At 41.2% G+C, this 23483-nt stretch carries 22 protein-coding genes; 20 read left to right on the top strand and 2 right to left on the bottom strand.

What is annotated here, in order from left to right; all coding sequences use genetic code 11:
* Window positions 1-89 precede the first annotated feature (89 nt).
* From R2B77_RS02090 to R2B77_RS02065, 6 genes are all read left to right on the top strand, one after another.
* On the top strand, window positions 90-749 hold the full coding sequence (locus R2B77_RS02090; protein WP_203246661.1) for a FadR/GntR family transcriptional regulator: 660 nt from the start codon (window positions 90-92) through the stop codon (window positions 747-749).
* On the top strand, window positions 746-1606 hold the full coding sequence (accD, locus tag R2B77_RS02085; RefSeq protein WP_203246662.1) for an acetyl-CoA carboxylase, carboxyltransferase subunit beta: 861 nt from the start codon (window positions 746-748) through the stop codon (window positions 1604-1606). The genes R2B77_RS02090 and accD overlap by 4 nt, the downstream gene beginning before the upstream one ends.
* A 1-nt stretch (window position 1607) precedes the next feature.
* Entirely contained in the window at window positions 1608-2561 is a 954-nt protein-coding gene (locus R2B77_RS02080; RefSeq protein WP_203246663.1) for an acetyl-CoA carboxylase carboxyltransferase subunit alpha, read from the top strand.
* Window positions 2562-2639: 78 nt separating this feature from the next.
* Window positions 2640-3599 carry a 6-phosphofructokinase gene (gene pfkA, locus R2B77_RS02075; RefSeq protein WP_203246664.1) on the top strand — a complete coding sequence of 320 codons (960 nt, stop codon included), beginning with the start codon at window positions 2640-2642 and terminating at the stop codon, window positions 3597-3599.
* A 136-nt stretch (window positions 3600-3735) separates the two neighbouring features.
* Entirely contained in the window at window positions 3736-5496 is a 1761-nt protein-coding gene (gene pyk, locus R2B77_RS02070; protein ID WP_203246665.1) for a pyruvate kinase, read from the top strand.
* Between the two features lie 182 nt (window positions 5497-5678).
* Window positions 5679-6062 (top strand): FxsA family protein, encoded by a 384-nt coding sequence (locus tag R2B77_RS02065; RefSeq protein ID WP_203246666.1) that lies wholly within the window; start codon window positions 5679-5681, stop codon window positions 6060-6062.
* Here the strand turns inward: R2B77_RS02065 and R2B77_RS02060 are convergent.
* The gene (locus tag R2B77_RS02060) at window positions 6052-7026 is read right to left on the bottom strand and encodes an AI-2E family transporter (protein WP_203246667.1); all 975 of its coding nucleotides are present in this window, start codon (window positions 7024-7026) and stop codon (window positions 6052-6054) included. The genes R2B77_RS02065 and R2B77_RS02060 overlap by 11 nt on opposite strands.
* A gap of 183 nt (window positions 7027-7209) precedes the next feature.
* On the opposite strand from R2B77_RS02060, the gene citZ reads away from it, so the two are divergent.
* The 14 genes from citZ to dnaI all read left to right on the top strand — a co-directional run bounded on the left by citZ (window position 7210) and on the right by dnaI (window position 23025).
* On the top strand, window positions 7210-8325 hold the full coding sequence (citZ, locus tag R2B77_RS02055) for a citrate synthase (RefSeq protein WP_203246668.1): 1116 nt from the start codon (window positions 7210-7212) through the stop codon (window positions 8323-8325).
* A 92-nt stretch (window positions 8326-8417) separates the two neighbouring features.
* Complete coding sequence (gene icd / locus R2B77_RS02050; protein ID WP_203246669.1) at window positions 8418-9686, top strand: NADP-dependent isocitrate dehydrogenase; 1269 nt, start codon at window positions 8418-8420, stop codon at window positions 9684-9686.
* 132 nt (window positions 9687-9818) lie between these two features.
* Window positions 9819-10295 (top strand): MaoC/PaaZ C-terminal domain-containing protein, encoded by a 477-nt coding sequence (locus tag R2B77_RS02045; RefSeq protein ID WP_203246670.1) that lies wholly within the window; start codon window positions 9819-9821, stop codon window positions 10293-10295.
* Between the two features lie 18 nt (window positions 10296-10313).
* The gene (locus R2B77_RS02040; RefSeq protein ID WP_203246671.1) at window positions 10314-11024 is read left to right on the top strand and encodes a response regulator transcription factor; all 711 of its coding nucleotides are present in this window, start codon (window positions 10314-10316) and stop codon (window positions 11022-11024) included.
* Window positions 11021-12439, top strand: a complete 1419-nt coding sequence (pnpS, locus tag R2B77_RS02035; RefSeq protein WP_203246672.1) for a two-component system histidine kinase PnpS — start codon at window positions 11021-11023, stop codon at window positions 12437-12439. The genes R2B77_RS02040 and pnpS overlap by 4 nt, the downstream gene beginning before the upstream one ends.
* Window positions 12440-12662: 223 nt before the next feature.
* On the top strand, window positions 12663-13631 hold the full coding sequence (gene hflK, locus R2B77_RS02030) for an FtsH protease activity modulator HflK (RefSeq protein WP_203246673.1): 969 nt from the start codon (window positions 12663-12665) through the stop codon (window positions 13629-13631).
* Window positions 13631-14614, top strand: a complete 984-nt coding sequence (gene hflC / locus R2B77_RS02025; protein ID WP_203246674.1) for a protease modulator HflC — start codon at window positions 13631-13633, stop codon at window positions 14612-14614. Before hflK ends, hflC begins: the two co-directional genes overlap by 1 nt.
* Window positions 14615-14726: 112 nt before the next feature.
* Window positions 14727-17351 (top strand): DNA polymerase I, encoded by a 2625-nt coding sequence (gene polA / locus R2B77_RS02020; RefSeq protein ID WP_203246675.1) that lies wholly within the window; start codon window positions 14727-14729, stop codon window positions 17349-17351.
* 9 nt (window positions 17352-17360) lie between these two features.
* The gene (gene mutM / locus R2B77_RS02015) at window positions 17361-18233 is read left to right on the top strand and encodes a bifunctional DNA-formamidopyrimidine glycosylase/DNA-(apurinic or apyrimidinic site) lyase (protein WP_203246676.1); all 873 of its coding nucleotides are present in this window, start codon (window positions 17361-17363) and stop codon (window positions 18231-18233) included.
* Between the two features lie 11 nt (window positions 18234-18244).
* Window positions 18245-18841: a dephospho-CoA kinase gene (gene coaE, locus R2B77_RS02010; protein ID WP_203246677.1), complete on the top strand. Its 597-nt coding sequence runs from the start codon at window positions 18245-18247 to the stop codon at window positions 18839-18841.
* A 126-nt stretch (window positions 18842-18967) separates the two neighbouring features.
* Window positions 18968-19990 (top strand): glyceraldehyde-3-phosphate dehydrogenase, encoded by a 1023-nt coding sequence (locus R2B77_RS02005; RefSeq protein ID WP_203246678.1) that lies wholly within the window; start codon window positions 18968-18970, stop codon window positions 19988-19990.
* Between the two features lie 216 nt (window positions 19991-20206).
* Window positions 20207-20671, top strand: coding sequence for a transcriptional regulator NrdR (gene nrdR, locus R2B77_RS02000; RefSeq protein ID WP_203246679.1), 465 nt, complete (start codon window positions 20207-20209; stop codon window positions 20669-20671).
* Between the two features lie 46 nt (window positions 20672-20717).
* Window positions 20718-22079, top strand: coding sequence for a replication initiation and membrane attachment family protein (locus R2B77_RS01995; RefSeq protein ID WP_203246680.1), 1362 nt, complete (start codon window positions 20718-20720; stop codon window positions 22077-22079).
* 1 nt (window position 22080) lies between these two features.
* Window positions 22081-23025: a primosomal protein DnaI gene (gene dnaI / locus R2B77_RS01990; RefSeq protein ID WP_203246681.1), complete on the top strand. Its 945-nt coding sequence runs from the start codon at window positions 22081-22083 to the stop codon at window positions 23023-23025.
* 116 nt (window positions 23026-23141) lie between these two features.
* On the opposite strand, the gene R2B77_RS01985 is transcribed toward dnaI, so the two are convergent.
* Window positions 23142-23357, bottom strand: a complete 216-nt coding sequence (locus R2B77_RS01985) for a hypothetical protein (protein ID WP_203246682.1) — start codon at window positions 23355-23357, stop codon at window positions 23142-23144.
* Window positions 23358-23483: the final 126 nt, after the last annotated feature.

Below are 23483 nucleotides of genomic sequence, written 5' to 3'. Positions count from 1 at the left end.
TTTTTTGTATAGAAGTGAAGTGTCAGATACAGAAGTCTTCCATTTTCATAAATGGTGTGATTGATTTTATTATCCAGAGGGGTCCATGTATGCAAATTCCAAAAACGTCATCGAAAATGTACCTCGATATTGTCGGTGAACTTCGAACGATTATTAAAGAAGAGGGCATTAAAACGGGTGATAAACTACCATCAGAAAGAGAGTTAGCGGAGCGTCTACAGGCCGGAAGATCGACAATCCGTGAAGCGTTGCGGAGTTTGGAGTTGCTCGGTTTGATTGAAACCCGTCGGGGGGAAGGGACGTTTCTTGTAGATTTCAATAAGCATCAGCTCGTTGAAGTGCTAGCCGCATTCATCATGCAGCAACCCGAATCAGTTATTGATGTACAAGAAACAAGACAGATTCATGAAACAGCTGCACTAATGTTGGTGTGTAAGGATAGCTCACTGCGCACATTGCCTGTATGGGAAAGTTTGCTTGTTAAAATCGATATAGATGGGCAAATACTCCGTGAGGATCTCATTCGTGAAATGATTGTTGCGACTGGCAATAGATTGTCGCTTAAAATCTGGTTTTTATTGAAACAATATAGTAAGGCTCCTTATGACGAAATGACGGCAGCCGACGAAAATGAAATTGTAAAAGAACTACTCCGTAGTGTAATCGGTGGTCATGAGTTGAAAGCATTGCAAGCCTATTCGAAATGGATAGAACTAGTTGAAGGTGAAAGAGGGGAAAGAAAGAAATGATTCGCGATATATTCATGAAAAATAAAAAGAGGCATCCGGTAACGATACCTTCTGATGATGCAAAAAATGATGTACCTGAAGGAATTATGACAAAATGTCCGCAATGTAAAAATATTATTTTAACAAAGGATTTAATGAAAACATTAAAGGTTTGCCCGAAATGTGATCATCACTTGAAAATGACCGCAGCGGAGCGTGTAGATTGTTTATTTGACGAAGGTACATTTGAATCGATCGACAATCATCTAAAAACCGAAAATCCGTTACAATTTCCAGCGTATACGGAAAAGATTGAATCGGACGCCAAAAAAACAGGACTAAACGAAGCAGTTTTAACTGGAACTGGGAAAATTGATGGCTATGAAGTAGCCGTTGCGATTATGGACGCTCATTTTAGAATGGGGTCAATGGGTTCTGTCGTCGGTGAGAAAATCACACGTGCGATTGAAAAGGCAACAGCGCTCGGTATCCCAATCATTATTTTTTCGGCGAGTGGTGGTGCACGGATGCAAGAAGGCGTATTATCGCTTATGCAAATGGCAAAAACGAGTGTTGCGTTGAATCGTCATGCTTCAAAAGGCTTATTATTCATATCAGTTATGACTTATCCGACAACAGGTGGTGTATCGGCAAGTTTTGCATCTGTTGGAGACATTAATATCGCTGAGCCGAAAGCACTTATTGGATTTGCTGGCAGACGAGTTATTGAACAAACAGTTAGGGAGAAGCTACCGGAGGACTTCCAGACGGCAGAGTTTTTGCTGGATCATGGACAGTTGGATGCGGTTGTTCATCGTAACGAAATGAAAAATACATTGGTCAAAATTGCACGACTTCATGCGAAGGAGGCGAAGTGAGATGAGTAAAACATTAGCATTCGAAGAGCCAATCGTCAGACTTCGTGAAAAAATTAAAGAACTTGAAGAATTTACAGAGACGAACACAGTAGATTTATCTGAAGAAATAGGTACACTAAAAACACGTTTAGCGAGCCTAGAGGCAGATATTTATGGTAATATGGAACCGTGGGACCGAGTTCAAGTTGCGAGGCACCCAGAACGTCCCACGACATTGGATTATATAAATGAGCTATTTGAAGATTTCATGCAGCTGCATGGGGATCGGACGTTTGGTGATGACGCTGCTATCGTAGGGGGAATTGCCTCATTTGAAAAATCTGCGATTACAATTATTGGTCATCAGCGCGGAAAAGATACGAAAGAAAATGTTAAAAGGAATTTCGGAATGCCCCATCCAGAAGGCTATCGCAAGGCGTTACGTCTAATGAAGCAGGCAGAGAAATTCGGGCGTCCAATTATTTGTTTCATCGACACGAAAGGCGCATATCCTGGTAAGGCAGCTGAAGAACGTGGGCAAAGTGAAGCAATAGCACGTAATTTAGTTGAAATGGCTGGATTGACAGTGCCGGTTATTTCGATTGTTATTGGGGAAGGCGGAAGTGGCGGTGCGCTAGCACTTGGCGTAGCGAATCATATTCATATGCTGGAGCATTCGACGTATTCCGTTATATCTCCTGAGGGTGCGGCTTCAATTCTTTGGAAGGATTCAAGTCTTGCTAAACAAGCTGCTGAAGCAATGAAAATTACGGCACCTCATTTAAAAGAAATGGGCATTATAGATAATATTATTCCGGAAGTACTGGGTGGTGCACATCGTGATTTGCAAACACAGGCTGTCTATATCGGAGATGCCATTCGTGCTTCGTTGGAAAAGTTGGGGGCGCTTGACAGAGATGGACTTATTGAAGATCGTTACAATAAGTTCAGACAAATGGGTGTGTTTTCTGGCTAAGGAATAGATGTGTAAAAAAATCGTATCTATTCGTGTTCAATGGAAAAACCAATTATACATATACGAGGAGCGATTTTAATGAAAAAGATTGCTGTTTTGACAAGTGGTGGAGACGCACCGGGCATGAATGCAGCAGTTCGTGCGGTAGTCCGAAAGGCTATATTCGAAGGGATTGAAGTGGCGGGTATTTACAATGGTTATCAAGGATTGATTGACGGGAAAATTGAACTTTTACAGCTTGGTTCTGTAGGTGATATTATTCAACGGGGTGGAACGATGCTTCGCTCGGCTCGTAGTGTCGATTTCCGGACGCCAGAAGGACGAGACAAGGCTGTCGAGCAATTGAAGGCACATGGTATTGAGGCAATTGTTGTCATTGGTGGAGACGGTTCTTTCCAAGGAGCTTTTGAGTTGACAAAGCTTGGTATTCCTTGTGTAGGTGTTCCGGCGACGATTGACAATGATATTAAAGGGACAGACTTTACTATCGGCTTTGATACTGCATTGAATACTGTCATTGATGCCATCGATAAAATTCGGGATACAGCTTCTTCGCATGAACGTACGTTTATTGTAGAAGTGATGGGGCGTGACGCAGGTGACTTGGCTTTGTGGGCAGGACTTGCGGGTGGTGCGGAAACAATTTTAATCCCTGAAGAGAAATATGATGTTCCAGCAATTATTGAAAGACTGAAAAGTGGCTCAGGTCGTGGCAAGAAGCATAGTATCATCATTGTTGCTGAAGGAGTTATGCCGGCAGTAGAACTAGCTGATTTGTTGAAGCGAGAAGCGGATATTGATACACGTATCTCAGTGCTTGGCCATATTCAAAGAGGTGGATCACCTTCTGCACGCGACCGTGTAATTGCCAGCCAATTTGGTGCAAGAGCAGTGGAGGTCCTAAAAGAGGGCCGCGGTGGTGTCGCTGTAGGGTTGAGAAACAATGGTATAGTGGAGTATGAATTAAAAGATGTTGTAGAAGATAAGAATGAATGGAAATCAGAGATGTACAAGCTTTCAATAGAATTATCTATCTAAATTGAACTAATAATTTCACATCACCACTAGCGATGGCTCCTTACTGGCTTATCGCGGGGGACTTCCCTAGGAGCCGAGCGTTATTTCAATAAAGTTAGTCTGAATGGTTTTATCATTGGAGAAGGGGCGATAATAGATGAGAAAGACAAAAATAGTTTGTACAATTGGTCCAGCAAGTGAGTCACCAGAAATATTGGGGCAACTGATTGACGCGGGGATGAACGTTGCAAGGCTCAATTTTTCACATGGAGATCATGCAGAGCATAAAGCACGTATCGATACTATTCGAAAAGTGGCTCATGAAAAAGGCAAAGTGGTCGGTATTTTATTAGATACAAAAGGACCTGAAATTCGAACGCATTCTATGAAAAATGGCGAAGTTGAACTTGTTACTGGACAACATGTCGCTATATCTATGCAAGAAGTTGAAGGAGATCAAAGCGTATTTTCTGTCAGCTATGAAAAGCTAATTGAGGATGTTGGAATCGGCTCAGTTATTTTACTGGATGATGGACTTATACAACTAGAAGTAACAGGAAAAGACGAAGCGCAAGGTCTTATTCAGACGCTTGTTATCAATTCTGGTACTTTAAAAAATAAAAAAGGTGTCAATGTTCCGGGTGTTTCCGTACAACTTCCTGGAATTACAGACAAGGATGCAGCAGATATTTTGTTTGGAATTCAAGAAGGTGTTGATTTCATTGCGGCATCATTCGTTCGACGTGCCTCCGATGTCATGGAAATTCGTGAAATCTTAGAAGCAAATAACGGAGCACATTTGCAAATTATCCCTAAAATTGAAAACCAAGAAGGCGTCGATAATATTGATGAAATCATTAATGTATCAGACGGCTTGATGGTTGCACGTGGTGATCTTGGCGTAGAAATTCCAGCTGAGGAAGTACCACTTGTTCAAAAAGAGCTTATCAAAAAATGTAATCAGGCGGGTAAACCGGTTATTACTGCTACACAAATGCTTGATTCAATGCAGCGTAACCCACGTCCTACACGTGCGGAAGCAAGTGACGTTGCGAATGCGATCATGGATGGCTCCGATGCCATTATGTTGTCGGGAGAAACAGCAGCAGGTTTGTATCCAGTTGAATCAGTTCGTACAATGGATCGTATTGCTACGACAACAGAAGATGCAATTGACTATCGTTCAGTCGTATCGACTCGACGTCGTGAAAAACATGGTAATATGACAGATGCGATTGGGCAAGCAGCAGCCTACACAGCTATTAACTTAAAAGTGAAAGCCGTTCTTGCACCGACAGAAAGTGGTCATACAGCTAAAATGATTGCTAAATACCGTCCGGGTTGCCCAGTTATTGCGGTGACTTCTACTGAATTATGTTCAAGAAAACTGTCACTTGTTTGGGGCGTCTATCCGATTGTGGGTAAAAAAGTAACATCTATTGATGAAGTTTTGCAAGAATCTGTTGAAGAGAGCGTTAAGCATCAATATGTTGGTCATGGAGATGTAGTCATTATTACTGCCGGAGTTCCGGTCGGCGAGGCTGGAACGACGAACTTGATGAAAATTCAAGTTGTTGGCGATCAACTTGCCCGTGGTCAAGGAATTGGTAGAACGACTGCATTTGGTCGTACAGTAGTTGCTAGAAATGCAGCAGAGGCACTAGCGCTTGATACAACTGGTGCAATTCTTGTGACAGTTGGTTCAGATCGGGATATGATGCCTGCTATTGAAAAGTGTGCTGGGCTCATTACAGAAGAAGGTGGGCTCACTAGTCATGCGGCAGTTGTAGGCCTTAGTTTAGGTATCCCTGTTATTGTTGGCGTTGAAAATGCAACAAAATTGATTAAGCATGGCAATGAAGTGACAATTGATGCTGAGTCTGGTGTAATTTATAACGGACATGCAAGCGTCCTGTAACGATCATTAATGAGTAAAGGCTGCTTCCGAATTGATCGGTAAGCAGCTTTTTCACTTAATTCAGCAGGGTAACCCTCTGCCGAATGTCACAGATTTTGAAGGGAGTTAATTGAGCTTGCTCAATTCAAAATCTGGACCCAATCACGCCGGGCGCGATTGATAATAAGGAGGTTGATTACGTAATGAAATGGCTAATCCTTGCCTTTATTGCAATTCCAACGGCAGAGCTTGCGTTACTTATTTATTCTGGGAAAACGCTAGGTCTGTTCTCTACGGTTGCTATCATCTTAATAACGGGTGTAGGTGGCGCTTATATGGCTAAACGGCAAGGCATGAAAGCGTGGAATGAGCTCAGAACTCGAATGGCAACAATGGAAACGCCAGGGAATGCTCTGATTGATAGTGTCTGTATTTTTTTAGGTGGTATCTTGCTTGTCATGCCGGGCTTTATAACGGATATTGTTGGGATATTGCTGTTATTCAAAGGGCCGAGAAATTTTATTCGTCCTTTTATCCAAAAATGGATCTATAACAAAATGAAAAATGGTCGTATCATTATGATGTAAACATGGGATGTTGTTTAATTTTTAGAGCGGCAAATAATAAGAATGGCGTAAGTAAAATGCCGGGTAATCCGAATAAGTAAACTGAGCATGCAGTAATGAAAAATGCATGGATCGGTTTTAATTGAAATGTGGAGGCCCACATATACGATTCGGCCATTTGCCGGGTAATCATCGTAAAAAGATAGAGTAAAATTAGCGTAATTCCAACGTATAGATTATTTGTGTAGATGAAAAAGGCTGCCATTGGTAACAGGAATAAGCCGATTCCGAGAAAGGGAAGGCTGTCCGCAAGTGAAATTAAAAATGCCATACCAATGGGGGAACTGAATTGAAGAAAGAAGAACCCTATGGTGATAATTAAAAAGGTTAGAAAAAATAACCGCATTTCCACGGCTACGAAAGTACCAATTAGTTGCCCGGCTTTTGTAAACATCTTTTTTGCAGGGGCGCGGACTTTTGCAGGAAAATAGACAAGAAACCAAAAACGATTTTTCCCAGATTCGCGAAGTGCAAAGAAATAAGCGATAAGGAAAATAACAAGGCTGAACAATTGTTGGAATATCATGCTAATCATTGTGACGGCGTATTCGAGTAAAGCATGTCCATACTGAACAACTTTATCCTCGAGAAAAATGAATAGCCTGCCTACGATATCGGTATTTTTTGTGAAAGGTGCTATGTGTCGCTCGATGGCAGGAATCGTATCCATCAATCCATGAAGCGCGACGAAGGTAAACGCACTAAATAGGAATACAATTAGCGTCATAACGAATAGCGTTGCAATTGTTAGAGGTAATTTTATTATGCTACGTAAAGACACTAAAATGGGTGAGGTAAAATAGGCAACAATAACTGCAATGGCAGCTGGAGGGACAGTAAAAAAAAGAATTGCTGTCAAAATAACAGGTAGCCATTTAAATAATATTAATTGGAAAGTCTGTTGCTTGTCGCGGTTTGCAGGCATTTATCTCCCACCTTTTTATAAATATAAAAACAAAAATAAGCGTAACCATTCACAAAGATGCCGAAATTGATTATAATGGTCTTTGTAAGCGTTTTTTAGATAGTGATTTAATATTATAAGCAGACTGGCCGTCCTTCTTTTTTAGGAGATTGAACGGCTACACTGAAAGAAGGAGCGATTTACATGACATCAGCCAAAGGGTTGGAGGGAGTCGTAGCGACACAGTCAGCAATTAGTTCAATTATTGATGACACACTTACATACGTCGGCTATGATATTGACGATCTCGCAGAGAATGCCAGTTTTGAAGAAGTCATTTATCTTCTATGGCATCAGCGTCTACCTAAAGAGGACGAACTTGCAGAGCTAAAAAAACAGCTTGCAGATAACATGTCTGTTCCTCAAGAAGTACTTAATCATTTTAAATCGTACCCAATCGGAGAGGTACATCCGATGGCAGCGCTACGCACGGCAGTTTCACTTCTTGGATTATACGATGACAAGGCAGAAGATATGTCTGACGAAGCAAACTACGAAAAAGCAATTAAGCTTCAAGCGAAAATTGCGACAATCGTAACAGCATTCGCACGTATTCGTAAAGGTCTTGAGCCGGTTGCTCCAAAAGCAGGTTTTGGCTATGCTGAAAACTTCCTTTATATGCTTTCTGGCAAAGAGCCAGAGGCAATTGCAATCGAAGCATTCGATAAAGCGTTAGTTCTTCATGCTGACCACGAATTAAATGCATCGACATTCACAGCGCGTGTCTGTGTTGCGACACTATCTGATGTATACTCTGGCGTAACAGCTGCCATTGGTGCACTCAAAGGACCACTTCATGGTGGTGCTAATGAGCAAGTAATGAAAATGCTAATGGAGATCGGTTCTGAAGAAAATGTGGAACCTTACATTCGTGAGAAATTAGCAAACAAAGAAAAAATTATGGGCTTTGGGCACCGTGTATACCGTAAGGGTGATCCACGTGCGAAGCACTTACGTGCAATGTCTAAAAAATTGACAGCACTTCGTGGTGAAGAGAAGTACTACAATATGTCAAATCAAATTGAAGCGATCGTGACAGGCGAAAAGAACTTGCCACCAAACGTCGATTTCTATTCAGCATCTGTTTACCACTCGCTTGATATCGACCACGATTTGTTTACGCCGATTTTTGCGGTTTCTCGCGTATCTGGCTGGATTGCACATATTCTTGAGCAATATGCAAACAATCGTTTGATTCGCCCACGTGCAGACTATATCGGACCTGGTATGCAGAAATATGTACCAATTAACGAGCGATAATCACATTAAATGAAGCAGTAAACTATGACTATCTATGGGGCGGCGTATTTATATGTCAGCCCTAAGATTTTGAAATTAGGAGGAAATTATTCATGACTAACGGTGGAAAAATTACAGTAACTAACGGTGTACTAAATGTTCCAGATCACGCAACAATCCCTTTCATTATCGGTGACGGTACTGGTCCGGATATTTGGCATGCAGCATCACGTGTACTTGAAGCAGCTGTAGACAAAGCGTATGACGGTAAGAAGAAACTTGTGTGGAAAGAAGTTCTTGCAGGAGAGAAAGCATTCAACGAAACGGGCGAATGGCTTCCACAAGAAACACTTGACACAATCGAAGAGTATTTGATCGCTATTAAAGGACCACTTACAACACCAATCGGCGGCGGTTTCCGCTCATTGAACGTAGCACTTCGTCAAGAATTAGATCTTTACACTTGCTTACGTCCAGTACGTTACTTTGAAGGTGTACCTTCACCAGTTAAACGTCCTGAAGACTGTGATATGGTTATTTTCCGTGAAAACACAGAAGATATCTATGCAGGAATTGAATACAAAGAAGGCACGCCAGAAGCGAAAAAAGTAATTGATTTCCTTCAAAATGAAATGGGTGTTAAAAATATCCGCTTCCCAGAAACTTCTGGAATCGGTATTAAACCAATTTCTGAAGACGGCACAAAACGTCTAGTGCGCGCTGCACTTAACTACATCATCAAAGAAGGTCGTAAGTCTTTAACACTTGTTCATAAAGGGAACATCATGAAGTTCACTGAAGGAGCATTCAAAAACTGGGGCTATGAAGTGGCTGAACAAGAATTCGGCGACAAAGTATTCACGTGGAACCAATACGACAAAATCCAAGAAGCTGAAGGAACTGAAGCTGCAAACAAAGCACAATCAGATGCTGAAGCGGCTGGCAAAATCATCGTTAAAGATGCAATTGCTGATATCTTCCTACAACAAATCTTGACACGTCCAAAAGAGTTCGATGTTGTTGCAACAATGAACTTGAATGGTGACTATATTTCTGATGCACTTGCTGCACAAGTTGGCGGAATCGGTATCGCACCTGGTGCGAACATTAACTACGATACAGGTCATGCAATCTTTGAAGCAACACATGGTACTGCACCGAAATATGCAGGTCTTGATAAAGTAAACCCATCTTCAGTACTTCTTTCAGGTGTTTTAATGCTTGAACACCTTGGATGGAATGAAGCAGCTGCAATGATTACAGCTTCAATCGAACAAACAATTGCATCTAAAGTTGTTACTTACGACTTTGCGCGTCTAATGGACGGTGCAACAGAAGTAAAAGCATCTGAATTTGCTAATGAATTGATCAAAAATCTATAATTTAGTGTAGTTGTAGGGGGACAGCTCCCCTTACAACTATTTTTTGAGAGTCGAGTAGCAGATGCTACTCGATTTTTTTTCTGATTATTGTTAAACTTATAGTGTTCGAGTACATCTAAAGGGGGAAGCAAGTTGATACTTGGAAAGAAAAGACGTCTTGGAAGAAAGATTGAGGATATTACTGTTGGAGAAAAGTTAAAGTTAACAGAAAAAATAGAAGACAAAGACCTGCTACTTTACCTTGGGCTAACGAATGATAGTAACCCGCTTTATATTCAGCATGATTATGCTTCGCAGACTGCTTTTGAAAAACCAATTGTACCGACCATTATGCTAACTGGAATTGTAACGTCGGCTATTTCGAAATATTTGCCTGGTCCTGGTTCTCATGTTGTGGAACAGCATCTAACATTCCAGAAACCTGTTTATCATTATTCGACGATTGACTTTCTATTCGAAGTAACTCGTGTCACTAAAGAAGATAATTGTATTGATATTTCAGTAGAAGCTCGTGACGAGCAACAAGAGATTGTCATTTTAGGAACAGTGTCGGCACTGCCACCAAAAGTGGAGGAACGTTTAACTTCACAAGCGATGGAAAATTTTTGATGGGAGAGCTGATTGAAAATGTCTAAACAGAAGAAAATATTAATTGTCGATGATGAGCAACCGATTCGTACATTGCTCGAATATAATTTACAGCAAGCGCAATATGAAACGATTTCAGCGGCTGACGGTGAAGAAGCGGTTCAACAAGCGGAGTTAGAAAAGCCTGATTTAATATTACTTGATTTAATGCTACCGAAAATGGACGGTCTAGATGTTTGTAAAACATTAAGACAACGTGGTGCCGATATTCCAATCATCATGTTAACAGCAAAAGGGGACGAGTTCGACAAAGTGTTAGGGCTTGAGATTGGTGCAGATGACTATATGACCAAACCATTTAGCCCGCGTGAAGTAGTAGCCCGTGTAAAGGCTGTACTGCGACGTAGCGGGGATGCTGGTGGTCGTGATGAAGAAGAAAGTGGAATCATTAGTTCTGGAGCACTCACTGTCCATCCAGAGCAATATGTTGCGTACCTAGACAATGGAGAACTCGAATTCACACCAAAGGAATTTGAATTACTCGTTTATTTTATGCAAAATAAAAATCGTGTCCTGTCGCGTGATCAATTATTAAGTGCGGTTTGGAATTATGACTTTGCAGGGGACACACGTATTGTCGACGTCCATGTCAGCCATTTACGTGAAAAAATTGAAGAAAACACAAAGAAACCAGCATTCATTAAAACGGTAAGGGGAATTGGCTATAAATTTGAGGAGCAAAAAGCATGAGAAAAGGTCTCTACGCCCGCCTCGTAATTGCTTGCGCAATCCTTCTTTCGGTTCTTTTAACTGGCCTTGGTATTGTACTCGGTCAGTTTTTCCCATTATTTGCGGAAAACAGCCATCTTGCATTGCAACATCAATATTGGTTATTCCTAATTGTCACACTCGTAATTGCCTTTTTATTGTCTTTATTTATCGCGTCAAAGATGATGTTGCAATATGCCCGTCCAATTGATGAAATGACGAAAATAGCGACTCGGATTGCAAATGGGGATTATTTGGCAAGGGTCCAAACAAGTGAGTCAGAATATGATAATGATTTAGCAAAAGCAATTAACAAAATAGCGAGTGATTTTCAAGAAATGTCGACGCAGCAAGCGATGGAAAAAGAGCGTTTGAAAACCCTAATTGAAAGTATGGGTAGTGGACTTCTTATGTTTGGGCGGGGGGGTACGGTCAATCTTTTCAATGAAGTATTTAAAAAAACGTTTGGATTATCAGAGCATGAAGTAGTCGGCAAAACGTTTAAAGATATTGGCTTACCAATTGCGATTGAAAATTTGATTGAGGATGTTTTTATGACAGAACAAGTTCACGCCAAACAGATACGTATCGATAGTAGTGATCACCCTGCTTATATGAGTGTATATGGAGCGCCTGTTATTGGTATTCATGGAAATTGGTTAGGGATTGTTGTCGTCATTCATGACATTACGGAGCTTGTCCGGCTTGAAGAAGTTAGAAAAGACTTTGTGGCGAATGTTTCACACGAATTGCGCACACCTATTACATCTATAAAGGGCTTTACTGAAACATTATTAGACGGTGCAATGAATGAACCTGTTATTATGAAAGAGTTTCTTGGAATTATTCAGAAAGAAAGTGACCGTTTGCATTTGCTAATAGATGATTTACTTGAGTTATCGGGAATGGAAAGAGAGGGGTTTTCTCTTACGTATGCAGCTGTTAATGTGAAAGAAATGATACATGATGCAATGAGAATTGTCTCTAGGAGCATGGAACGCAAGAAGATGAAAATTGTAACTGAGATTCCTAAAAATCTATTCATTGAAGCGGATGCTAGTAGACTTATTCAGGTGATGGTCAATTTGTTATCGAACGCGATTAGTTATTCAAAAGAGGAAACGACGATTACAGTCACTGTTACTAGCTCTATGAATGAAGTAATCATTAACATTCAAGATCAGGGGATTGGTATTGAGCAGTCGGAGCTACCACGACTGTTTGAGCGATTTTATCGAGTGGACCGTGCGAGAAGCCGTGATTCAGGTGGAACAGGCTTAGGTCTAGCAATTGTCAAACACCTTGTTGAAATTCATGGTGGTCGGGTTGAAGTAGAAAGTACGATTGGCGTGGGGACTAGATTTTGTATTCATTTGCCAATTACGCATGATAAGTGAGCGATCCAATTCTCTGGGTCGCTTTTTTTCATTCGGAGTGTTGGCATAAAGAGTCTTAGTAACGACGCTCGGCGCTTGGGGATGCCTAAGCGGATTCAACGTAATGTTTTATTAGCGTAGAACTCTCCCTTTCCCGAGAGTTCTACGCTTTTTCACGTTATTATGAAACTTCCAGCAAACTAATCCGTATAACATAGATATACATAAAAGGAGGGACTTTAAAATGAGTACACGCCGAATTTCAGTTATTGTCGGTATGGCGATTGCCGCTTTATTACTTATCGTTATTGCTTTTACAACGTGGTATACAGTTGACGAGTCAGAGCAGGCTGTTGTAATCACTTTTGGAAAGGCAGATACACCCGTTACAGATTCGGGACTGCATTTCAAACTACCTTGGCCAATTCAGAATGTAGAAATACTTTCGAAGGAAACGTTTAGTCTTCAATTTGGTTATAAGCAAGATCCGGGTGGGGAACTTGTATCATTTGATAAAGAAACAAAAATGATTACAGGGGATGAATATATTGTCCTGACAGACCTTGTCGTACAGTGGAAAATTACCGAGCCACAAAAATATTTATTCAATGCACAAGACCCAAAGGAAATTCTTTCTGATGCAACGTCTGCATCGATTCGATCAGTTATCGGAAGTTCGACGATAGATGCTGCGTTAACAGACGGTAAAGCTGAAATCGAAGCGCAGACACGTGAACTGCTTTCAACACTTATTGAAAAATATGATATTGGTATTGCGATTCAAGGTGTGAAACTGCAGGATGTTGAACTTCCGAATGCAGAAGTTCGAGCGGCGTTTACGGCAGTGACAGATGCCAGAGAAACGAAAAATACGAAAATAAACGAAGCGGAAAAATATGAAAATCAGAAAAAGAATGAAGCGCAGGGGGAGCGTGACGCTATCAAATCGCGGGCAGCAGGGCAAAAAACAGCTCGTATCGAACAGGCACGCGGTGATGTTGCCCTTTTTAACAACCTGCACACGGAATATATGAAAAATAAAGAAATTACACGTCAACGATTAGTCCTTGAAACGCTTGAGCAAGTATTACCGAAAGCGAAAATTTATATTATGAATGATCAAGGGGAAACGGTGAAATATTTACCGTTGCAACAACTGGAAAACCAAACACCTCCACCAGTAGAATCAGCTAAAGAAGGAGGCGGAAACTAATGGCAAACGATAACAATCCATTCAAAACAATTGAGGGTAAGCTATTAGAAAAGCAACGTGCGAAACAAAAGGGAACTGGAGAACCTAAAGCACCGATAGAAGTAAAGAAATATGTGAAGCTGACGCTTTTTTGGACCACTCTATTCGCGCTTGTAATTATTTTAGTCGCCAATGTCTTCGTCGTCAAAGAAGGAGAATATCACGTCGTCCGTCAATTCGGTGAGATTAAGCGTACTGTCCACGAGCCAGGTATCAACATAAAAATACCATTCATTCAAAGTGTCACGACCTTACCAAAAAGCCAAATGACGTTCAATGTATCAGAAGAGGAAATAAATACAAGAGATAAAAAGCGTATTATTATTGATAACTATGCTGTTTGGAAAATTACAGATCCTGGTGATATGATTTCAAATGCACGAAACATCGTCAATGCTGAAGCGAGAATGGAAGAGTTCATTTACTCAGTTGTAAGGACAGAGCTTGGACAGCTTGACTATGTAGATGTTGTCAATGATGAGAATTCTTCGCGAGGGAGTTTAAATGACAGGGTAACAGAACGAGTCAATGAATTTCTCGCTGAAGGAAATTATGGTATCGAAGTGGTTGACGTACGCATGAAACGCATTGATCTTCCACAAGAAAACGAACAGTCCATCTACACGAGGATGATTTCTGAGCGTGAATCGACTGCTCAAACGTATTTATCCGAAGGGGATGCGGCAAAGCAACGCATCGAAGCAGAAACAGATCGTGAAGTGCAGGAAATGCTTGCCTTAGCGAAAAAGGAAGCTGCTATTATTCATGCTGAGGGTGAATCAGAAGCCGCAAAAATCTATAATGATACTTTTTCAAAAGATCCCGAGTTCTATAATTTATATCGTACTCTCCAATCTTATTCGAAAACGATCGGTGATGACACAATGATCATTCTTCCAGCCGATTCCCCGTATGCGAAAGTGTTAACGGGTTACTTGGAATAATGGAATGCCTGCATGGCTAGCGGAAAGCCCGCCATGCAGGCATTTTCATTTACTATGCCTATCGTGGTAAGATAAATGCAGATGATGTCTTATAAAGAGGAGTGGATTGAATATGACGACAAAGAAAATTGTACTATTGGACGGCAATAGCTTGGCTTATCGTGCCTTTTTCGCTTTGCCTTTACTAACAAATGATAACGGAATCCATACGAACGCGGTGTATGGTTTTACAATGATGCTACAAAATATTCTCGCGGATGAAAAGCCGACCCATATACTGGTGGCTTGGGATGCTGGCAAAACAACATTTAGGCATTCGACATACGGGGAATATAAGGGAGGGCGTCAGAAAACGCCGCCTGAATTATCCGAGCAGTTCCCTTATTTGCGGAAGCTACTAGAGGCTTATCAGATCCCTCAATATGAATTGGACCAGTACGAGGCAGATGATATTATTGGCACGCTGAGCAAAACAGGCGATGCAGATCAAGCAGAAGTTGTTGTCATTTCGGGTGATAAAGACTTGACGCAACTAGCAAGCGGTCATACGACTGTGTACATTACCCGTAAAGGGATGACAGATATTGAAAAATATACACCTGACCATGTGCGCGAGAAATACGGCATTGAGCCCCATCAGATCATTGATATGAAAGGTTTAATGGGTGATGCATCTGATAATATTCCTGGAGTACCAGGTGTTGGTGAGAAGACAGCCCTTAAACTATTGAAAGAGTATGGATCAGTTGAAAATGTTTATAAATCGATTGATGCGATTACTGCCAAAAAGCTTAAAGAGAATTTGACGGACAATGAAGAGCAAGCTTATATGAGTAAAGTACTTGCAACGATTGAAGTCAATGCACCAATCAAGGTAACAATTGATGATTTGTCTTATGAGGGTCCAGATTTGGACAAAGTTATAAGTATTTATCAGGAGCTGAAATTCAAAACACTTCTTGAAAAAATTGCGCCACAAGCAGCGGAAGAACCACAAGAGGAAATTGAACTGACAATCGCATCCACGCTATCAGAAGCGGATTTGACAGATGAAATGGCAATCCATCTTGAAATGATTGAAGAACACTATTTGACTGCCGACATTTTAGGAATTAGTGTGGCAGATGATAGCCACACGCTATTCATTCCTCTCCCAGTTGCGTTAGATTCTGATGTATTTAAAAATTGGTTGAAGAATCCAGCTAAAAAGAAGTATTCATCTGATTCAAAAGCAACTATGGTCTCACTAGCGCAGCGTGGATTGGAAGCAGATGGATTCGAGTTTGATTTTCTTCTTGCCTCCTACATCGTCAACCCATCGTCTACGTTTACAGATGTTGCTTCAATTGCACGTGAATTCGGCTATGGGGACGTACAATCCGATGAAGTGATTTATGGTAAGGGAGCAAAGAAATCAGTACCGGTTGAAGCGATAGTTGCGGAAACTGCCAGTCGGAAAGCGCAGGCAGTTTGGAAGCTACGTCCATTGATTGAAGAAAAGTTAAAAGAAAATAACCTATATGATTTGTACCACGAGCTCGAACTCCCACTAGCAAAGATTCTAAGTAAAATGGAATCGACTGGTGTTAAAACCGATTTGAAGACATTAGAAGCAATTGGAGTCGATTTAACTGCAAAATTATTGGAGCTAGAAGCAGCTATTTACGAGTCGGCCGGTGACAAATTCAATATTAATTCACCGAAGCAGTTGGGCGTTATTTTATTTGAAAAAATTGGACTTACACCGATTAAAAAAACAAAAACGGGCTATTCAACTGCGGCAGATGTCTTGGAAAAGCTTGAAAATGAGCATGAAATTATTAGCTTGATTTTAACATATCGCCAGCTGGGTAAACTCAATTCGACCTATATAGAGGGGTTATCTAAAGAGATTCATGACGATGGAAAAATCCATACACGTTTCCAACAGGCCCTGACAACAACTGGCCGACTCAGTTCCATCAACCCGAACTTGCAAAACATTCCCGTTCGCCTGGAAGAGGGACGGAAAATTCGGGCAGCCTTTGTTCCATCTGAGCCAGGCTGGTATTTATTTGCAGCGGATTATTCCCAAATTGAGTTGCGTGTACTTGCCCATATGTCACAGGATGCCAAAATGATTGAAGCATTCCGTGCCGGTGTAGATATTCATACGCAAACAGCAATGGATGTATTTGGAGTTGACAAAGAGTCTGTCACTTCAGATATGCGCCGTGCTGCAAAAGCGGTTAACTTTGGAATTGTTTATGGTATCAGTGATTATGGGCTGTCACAAAACTTGAACATTACTCGAAAAGAAGCGGCTAAATTTATTGATACCTATCTCAATAGCTTCCCAGGTGTCAAACAATATATGGTTGATATCGTTGCAGACGCAAAGCAGACGGGATATGTCACTACGCTGATGAATCGTCGTCGCTATCTACCAGATATTACGAGCTCGAATTTCAATTTACGTGGTTTTGCCGAAAGAACAGCTATGAATACGCCAATCCAAGGAAGTGCGGCCGATATTATTAAGAAAGCAATGATTGATATGGCGGCAAGGCTGGAAGTAGAAGGTTTGCAGACGCGTATGCTATTACAAGTGCATGATGAATTAATATTTGAAGCACCAGAAGATGAAATTGAAAAATTAAAAGTAATTGTACCAGAAGTAATGGAATCGGCTATTGCACTCGATGTGCCGTTAAAAGTCGATTGGGCATTTGGATTGTCTTGGTACGAAACGAAGTGAGGGAGCGGCATGCCTGAATTACCAGAAGTAGAAGGGGTTGTCCGTGCGCTTGCACCCATCGCGATGGGCAGGACAATCTGTGCAGTAACCGTTTCAGATACGGTTATACAGTCTAAGCAATTAGGGAAAGAAACGATTGTGAAGGGGATTACAACAGAAGACCTTGCGAGTGATTTAGTCGGTATGTCGATTACTAATGTCACACGTCGTAGCAAATATATTTATTTTCATCTATTAAAAAATGGGCAGACATGCCTCCTTGTTAGCCATTTAGGCATGACGGGGGCATGGTTCACAGTCGGCTCTGTAGATGACATTGTGGAGCTGAAATTCCGGAAGCATGTCCATATAATTTTAACGATGGATGACGGGGAACTCCTTGTTTATTCAGATATACGCCGATTTGGTGAGTTACGACTTATTGGCTGTGAAGCTGATCACCCGCCTTTATTGAAAATGGCGCCTGAACCGTTCGTGGATGGAGCATGTCAACACTTCTTAGAGATGGCCGCTACGCCGAAGTATGCACGAAAGGCGATTAAGGAAGTCATCATGGACGGGCAAGTGATCTCTGGTTGCGGTAATATTTATGCAACAGAGGCATTGTTTAAGATGCATATGCATCCTGCGAGAACGGCTGAACGAGTGAGTATAGCGCGGAAAAAAGAATTGTTTCAGGTCATTGTGGATATATTGCAGGAAAGCATTGATGCAGGTGGGAGCTCGATTTCCGATTATCGTAATATTGATGGACAAGCGGGGACAATGCAGGATCGCCTGAAAATGTATGGACGAAAAGCATGCAGTGCATGTGGTACGGAAACAGCAAGCTTAAAAATTGCGGGTAGGACATCGGTGTATTGCCCGTCCTGTCAAAAGTGAGGAGACCGCGGATGATTATTGGTTTAACGGGTAGCATTGCTAGCGGAAAAAGTACAGTGTCTGCCATGCTACGAAAAAGAGGATACCCAATTGTGGATGCGGATGAGATTGCCAGGCTTGTTGTTGAGCCGGGCAGTCCTGTTTTGCTTGAAATCAGTCGCCAGTTTGGTAAGGATATTGTCAATGAGGATGGTTCACTTAACCGTGAAAAATTAGGTGTACGTATTTTCGGACATGATAAGGAACGAGAAAAACTGAATAGTATTATTCATCCAGCCATACGTCGCGAAATGCTACGTCAAAAAGAAGAGTGGCTATCGAATGGTGCAAATACAGTTATTATGGATATCCCCTTGCTATTTGAAAGTAAGCTCCAATCATTCGTCGATAAAATCATTGTCGTTGCTGTTTCACCTGAAATTCAAAAAGAACGTCTTATTGCACGAAATGTGTTATCGCAAGAAGAAGCAGATGCACGAATACGTTCTCAATTGTCTATGGAGATTAAAAAGCAGGGAGCCAACGCGGTTTTATCTAATGATGGAACGCTGGAAGAGACGGAGTTACAGCTTGAACAAGTATTGCTGAGATGGCAAGTGACGCCTTGAATAGCATTCTGAAAACTGAAATTTAATAAATATGCTGACAAAATCATTGTTTTTCTTTCGAATGTGTTATACTAATTAACGAATAACAATTAAGAGTATAACATACATGCAGGGGGACTGGTTTTGATGACTACTTCTATAGCGATTAATGGCTTTGGTCGGATTGGACGGATGGTTTTCCGCCAAATGATTATGGAGGAAGATGTTACGATCGTAGCGGTGAATGCGATGTACGCACCAGAAACTCTTGCTCATCTACTCAAGTATGATACGAATCATGGATCATTTGATGGTGAAGTGATTGCGGACGAACATGCGCTAATTGTCAATGGAAAACGTGTCACAATTGTTTCGGATCGTGATCCGCTCAATCTGCCTTGGAGAGACCTAGGTGTAGACATTGTGATTGAAGCGACGGGTAAATTCAATTCGCGCGACAAAGCTGCACTTCATCTAAAAGCGGGTGCGAAAAAGGTTATCATCTCTGCACCAGGTACAGATGAAGATGTAACAATCGTTTTGGGAGTTAACGACGACAAGCTTGATATTGAAAAACATGATATTATTTCGAATGCTAGCTGTACAACGAACTGTCTAGCGCCGGTAGCGAAAGTATTGAATGATACATTTGGGATTGAAAACGGCTTGATGACGACGGTTCACGCGTTTACGAATGACCAAAAAAACTTAGATAATCCACATAAGGATCTTCGTCGTGCACGTGCTTGTGCACAGTCGATTATTCCAACTTCTACAGGAGCTGCGAAAGCGTTATCACTTGTGCTTCCTGAACTGGAAGGAAAAATCCACGGCTTGGCATTACGTGTACCAACGCCGAACGTATCACTTGTTGATCTCGTTGTAGATGTGAAAACGGATGTTACGGTTGAAATGGTGAATGAGGCGTTCAAACAAGCATCTGTTGGAGCGATGACTGGTATTCTGCGTTTTACGACGGAACCGCTAGTGTCCATTGATTTCAACACAACGACAGACTCTGCAATTATTGACGGTTTGTCAACGATTGTCATGGGCAACCGAAAAATAAAAGTGCTCGCTTGGTATGATAATGAGTGGGGGTACTCCGCACGCGTTGTCGACTTAACAAAGAAGGTAGCCCAAGCCTTACAAACTGCTCTTGCAGCCTAATCATGAATCCTCCATCAAATTGATGGAGGATTTTTTTACCTTTGCATTGTTTTCTGATGTTCTCGCTAATGTTCTGTTATAATTAACTTGATACATTCGAAACACTCCATTTTAGGAGTGGCGGACTAACTATTAAACCTGCGTATGAATTTAGACGTAATTGCGTTGAGGCGTAATTTATTAAATATATTTATGAAAAATCGGAGGATACATATTATGAAATGTCCAGCTTGCCAATACAATGGCACTCGGGTCATCGATTCTAGACCGGCTGAGGAGAATCGATCGATTCGTCGTCGTAGGGAATGTGAACAATGTTCATTCCGATTTACAACTTTTGAAAAAGTGGAAGAAACACCACTCGTTGTTGTGAAGAAGGATGGCTCGAGAGAAGAGTACAGTGGAGAGAAAGTGCTACGAGGCCTTATCCGTGCGTGTGAGAAGCGTCCTGTATCTCTTGAGGAGTTGAAATCAATCGTTTATTCCATCGAAAAAGAACTGAGAAGCGCGGGTGTCGCGGAAATCAATTCTGATGAAGTCGGAGAAATGGTGATGAAATTATTAGCAGATGTCGATGAAGTGGCTTATGTCCGATTTGCATCGGTTTATCGTGAATATCGAGATGTGACAGTTTTCATTGAAGAGCTCCAACGGTTGCAACAGCGTTCAAAAAATGAATAGTTTTTACTTCAATCATTAGTCACCTAGAAAGGAAGGAGGAGCCGCGATGGCATACCTCTACAAGGAACTTCAGCCAATTGATGCATATACAATCATGTTGGCACACCCGTTTACGGATTATGATCGCCAATTAGTTACGTTATTCTATCAACCACTTATTGGTCGGGATGCTATGAGCCTATTTATGACATTATGGGCAGATGCCGAGCAGCATGAGAATTTGGTCTATAATCACTATCACCTGATGAATATTTTAACGATGCCGCTAGGCCCCGTTTTTGAAGCTCGTATTTCACTCGAAGCTATTGGGCTATTGCGAACATCCCGAAAAAAAAGTGGTGATACTCGAGAATTTTTGTACGAACTATTGCCACCACTTGATGCCAAAGCTTTTTTTGCGGACCCTTTACTGTCGACATTTCTATTTAGTAAAATAGGGGAGCAGGCGTATCGGGGCTTACGTGCTCGATTTTCCTTGGATGTGAAGCAGGACAATAACTATGAGGATATATCTAGGACGTTTTTAGATGTGTATACACCTATTCAAAAAGGAACTAGTATTGATGTAGATGAAGTTGTTGATTTTAAAGGCCGTGATGAGCCGGTCGGTGTTCCTTTTATGCAGACGGATTTTGATTTTGATCTTTTACGGTCTGGATTGTCTGAGCAAATGGTTCCTCAATCCGCGTTGTCTACTGTTTCCAAGCTGATGATCGCAAAACTAGCATTTTTGTATACACTCAATCCACTCGACATGCAAAAAGTTGTGATGATGGCACTTGATGAGGATCTTAAATTGCCGGAAGAACGATTGCGCAAAGCAGCTGCTGAATTTTATAAGATGAATGTAACAAAACAGCCGCCCAAATTGCAAAAAGTTTTTGTACAGGAGCCAATTAGACAACAGGTTGAACTAAAATCACGGGGCGATGAAAATGCCTATTATCTCGAAAATACATCTCCAATTGATATACTCCGTGAATTAAGGGGTGGCAAGGAGCCATTATCTGTGGATGTGGAGTTAGCTGAAAGGCTAGTCAATACCTATGAGCTGTCCTATGGCGTGGTCAATACGCTGCTACAATATGTTTATCTCCGTAATGATGGGAAGCTGACGAACAAGTATGTGGAGCGAATTGCCTCCCATTGGGCGAATAAAAAAGTAGAGACGGCAGAAGCTGCTATGGAATTGGCTCGGCAAGAGCATGATAAGTATACGAAGTGGAAAAACGAAGGTCAAAAGCCGGCAGCACAAAGAAGACCAACACGTGAAGAGCAAGTGCCAGAATGGTTTTATAAAAAAGAGCAAACGCAGGACAAGCAAGAGAAGAAGGAATCAACAGCTGTCGACGAGGAACGTCGTCGACTATTGAAGGAATTAGGCGTAACAGGAGACGGGGTGGAGTAAAATGGAAAGAATCGGAGATACGATGAAACGCGTCGTAAAAGCACCAGCATTTGCTGCACGTTACGAGGAATTACGTAATGAAGTGATGGAAAATCCAGGTGTCCAGCAATTTTTAACAGATCATGCAGATGCAATTGATAAGGATGTCGTTGATCGTAGTTTAGCGAAACTATATGATTACGCTTCAGCTTCCCATGATTGTGAAAAGTGTTCAGATCTTGGGGGCTGTGTGAATTTACTAAAAGGGTTTGAACCGAAATTAGTCCTAACACGTGGTTTGATAGACGTGGAATATATGAAATGTAAAAATAAGCTTATAGATGAAGAAAGTAGAAATGTATCCAAGATGATAGACAGTTTTTATATGCCGAAGGATGTCATGGAGGCTAGACTGCAAAATATTGATATGTTTTTCGATGATAGTCGAGTAAGAATTGTGCGCGTAGCAAAAGACTTTTTGAATGCTATTGATGAAACAGGCGAGCTTCCTGAAAAGGGGATGTATATATACGGCCCCTTTGGGATTGGAAAGTCCTTTATTTTAGGTGCTTTAGCGAATGAGTTAGCGAACCGTCGAATTCGTACAGTTGCTGTTTATGTACCGGAATTTTTACGTGAAATAAAACAATCCATTCAAGATCAGACGCTTAATGAAAAAATTGACTTTGTAAAAAAAGCGCAAGTGCTTATGCTCGATGATATCGGTGCGGAAACAATGTCTGCTTGGACACGTGATGAAGTACTGGGGACTATTTTGCAATATAGAATGGCCGAAAAATTACCAACGTTTTTCACGTCGAATTTTAGTTATGAAGAGCTAGAACATCATTTGACGTATACTCAACGCGGTGAAAAAGAAGCGGTGAAAGCTGCGCGTGTCATGGAAAGAATACGCATGGTCAGTAGTCCGTTACGACTCGATGGAAAAAATAGGCGTGGGAAGTAAATAAAATGCGTATGATTAAGAAGTGATTCTTAGTCATACGCATTTGTAATGATTACAGTAGAGAACTTCTGTAACTGCCGTTTCGCTTACGGTACAAATACATTTGCTGAATCAAGTTAAAAGTGTCTTTTTCCCGGATCTAAATCATTATTATTACGTTTTTGACTGTTGTTTTTTTGATCCTTTAATCGTTCGATGTCAAATGTTTCGCCAAATTCCCCGCGCATATCGTTTTTACTTGCGTCTTGATTTTGTTTAGGGTCTTTGTTTTTGATAGGGTTATTGTTCAAGTTTTTGTTTTTGTTTTCGTTTTTATTTTTATTATTTTGCAAGATTGATCACCTCCATGAATGTATCATGTGCAGAAAAGTCTGATTTATTCCTTGAGAAATTGCGTATAGATCTTTAAAACAACAACCGTTTTATTTTAACCGTTCACATAAAATCTAACAGTCCCG

Source organism: Sporosarcina beigongshangi, from assembly GCF_033485195.1.
Taxonomy (GTDB): domain Bacteria; phylum Bacillota; class Bacilli; order Bacillales_A; family Planococcaceae; genus Sporosarcina; species Sporosarcina beigongshangi.
This window is presented reverse-complemented; position numbering and strand designations above follow the sequence as displayed.

Excerpts from the sequence above, each read along its gene's own strand:
- hflK (WP_203246673.1), top strand. The coding sequence starts at position 12,663 with ATGAGTACACGCCGAATTTCAGTTATTGTCGGTATGGCGATTGCCGCT.
- nrdR (WP_203246679.1), top strand. The coding sequence starts at position 20,207 with ATGAAATGTCCAGCTTGCCAATACAATGGCACTCGGGTCATCGATTCT.
- R2B77_RS02080 (WP_203246663.1), top strand. The coding sequence starts at position 1,608 with ATGAGTAAAACATTAGCATTCGAAGAGCCAATCGTCAGACTTCGTGAA.
- accD (WP_203246662.1), top strand. The coding sequence starts at position 746 with ATGATTCGCGATATATTCATGAAAAATAAAAAGAGGCATCCGGTAACG.
- R2B77_RS02040 (WP_203246671.1), top strand. The coding sequence starts at position 10,314 with ATGTCTAAACAGAAGAAAATATTAATTGTCGATGATGAGCAACCGATT.
- hflC (WP_203246674.1), top strand. The coding sequence starts at position 13,631 with ATGGCAAACGATAACAATCCATTCAAAACAATTGAGGGTAAGCTATTA.
- R2B77_RS01995 (WP_203246680.1), top strand. The coding sequence starts at position 20,718 with ATGGCATACCTCTACAAGGAACTTCAGCCAATTGATGCATATACAATC.
- dnaI (WP_203246681.1), top strand. The coding sequence starts at position 22,081 with ATGGAAAGAATCGGAGATACGATGAAACGCGTCGTAAAAGCACCAGCA.
- icd (WP_203246669.1), top strand. The coding sequence starts at position 8,418 with ATGACTAACGGTGGAAAAATTACAGTAACTAACGGTGTACTAAATGTT.
- R2B77_RS02090 (WP_203246661.1), top strand. The coding sequence starts at position 90 with ATGCAAATTCCAAAAACGTCATCGAAAATGTACCTCGATATTGTCGGT.
- pnpS (WP_203246672.1), top strand. The coding sequence starts at position 11,021 with ATGAGAAAAGGTCTCTACGCCCGCCTCGTAATTGCTTGCGCAATCCTT.
- polA (WP_203246675.1), top strand. The coding sequence starts at position 14,727 with ATGACGACAAAGAAAATTGTACTATTGGACGGCAATAGCTTGGCTTAT.
- citZ (WP_203246668.1), top strand. The coding sequence starts at position 7,210 with ATGACATCAGCCAAAGGGTTGGAGGGAGTCGTAGCGACACAGTCAGCA.
- R2B77_RS02065 (WP_203246666.1), top strand. The coding sequence starts at position 5,679 with ATGAAATGGCTAATCCTTGCCTTTATTGCAATTCCAACGGCAGAGCTT.
- R2B77_RS02005 (WP_203246678.1), top strand. The coding sequence starts at position 18,968 with ATGACTACTTCTATAGCGATTAATGGCTTTGGTCGGATTGGACGGATG.
- pyk (WP_203246665.1), top strand. The coding sequence starts at position 3,736 with ATGAGAAAGACAAAAATAGTTTGTACAATTGGTCCAGCAAGTGAGTCA.
- pfkA (WP_203246664.1), top strand. The coding sequence starts at position 2,640 with ATGAAAAAGATTGCTGTTTTGACAAGTGGTGGAGACGCACCGGGCATG.
- mutM (WP_203246676.1), top strand. The coding sequence starts at position 17,361 with ATGCCTGAATTACCAGAAGTAGAAGGGGTTGTCCGTGCGCTTGCACCC.
- coaE (WP_203246677.1), top strand. The coding sequence starts at position 18,245 with ATGATTATTGGTTTAACGGGTAGCATTGCTAGCGGAAAAAGTACAGTG.
- R2B77_RS02060 (WP_203246667.1), bottom strand. The coding sequence starts at position 7,026 with ATGCCTGCAAACCGCGACAAGCAACAGACTTTCCAATTAATATTATTT.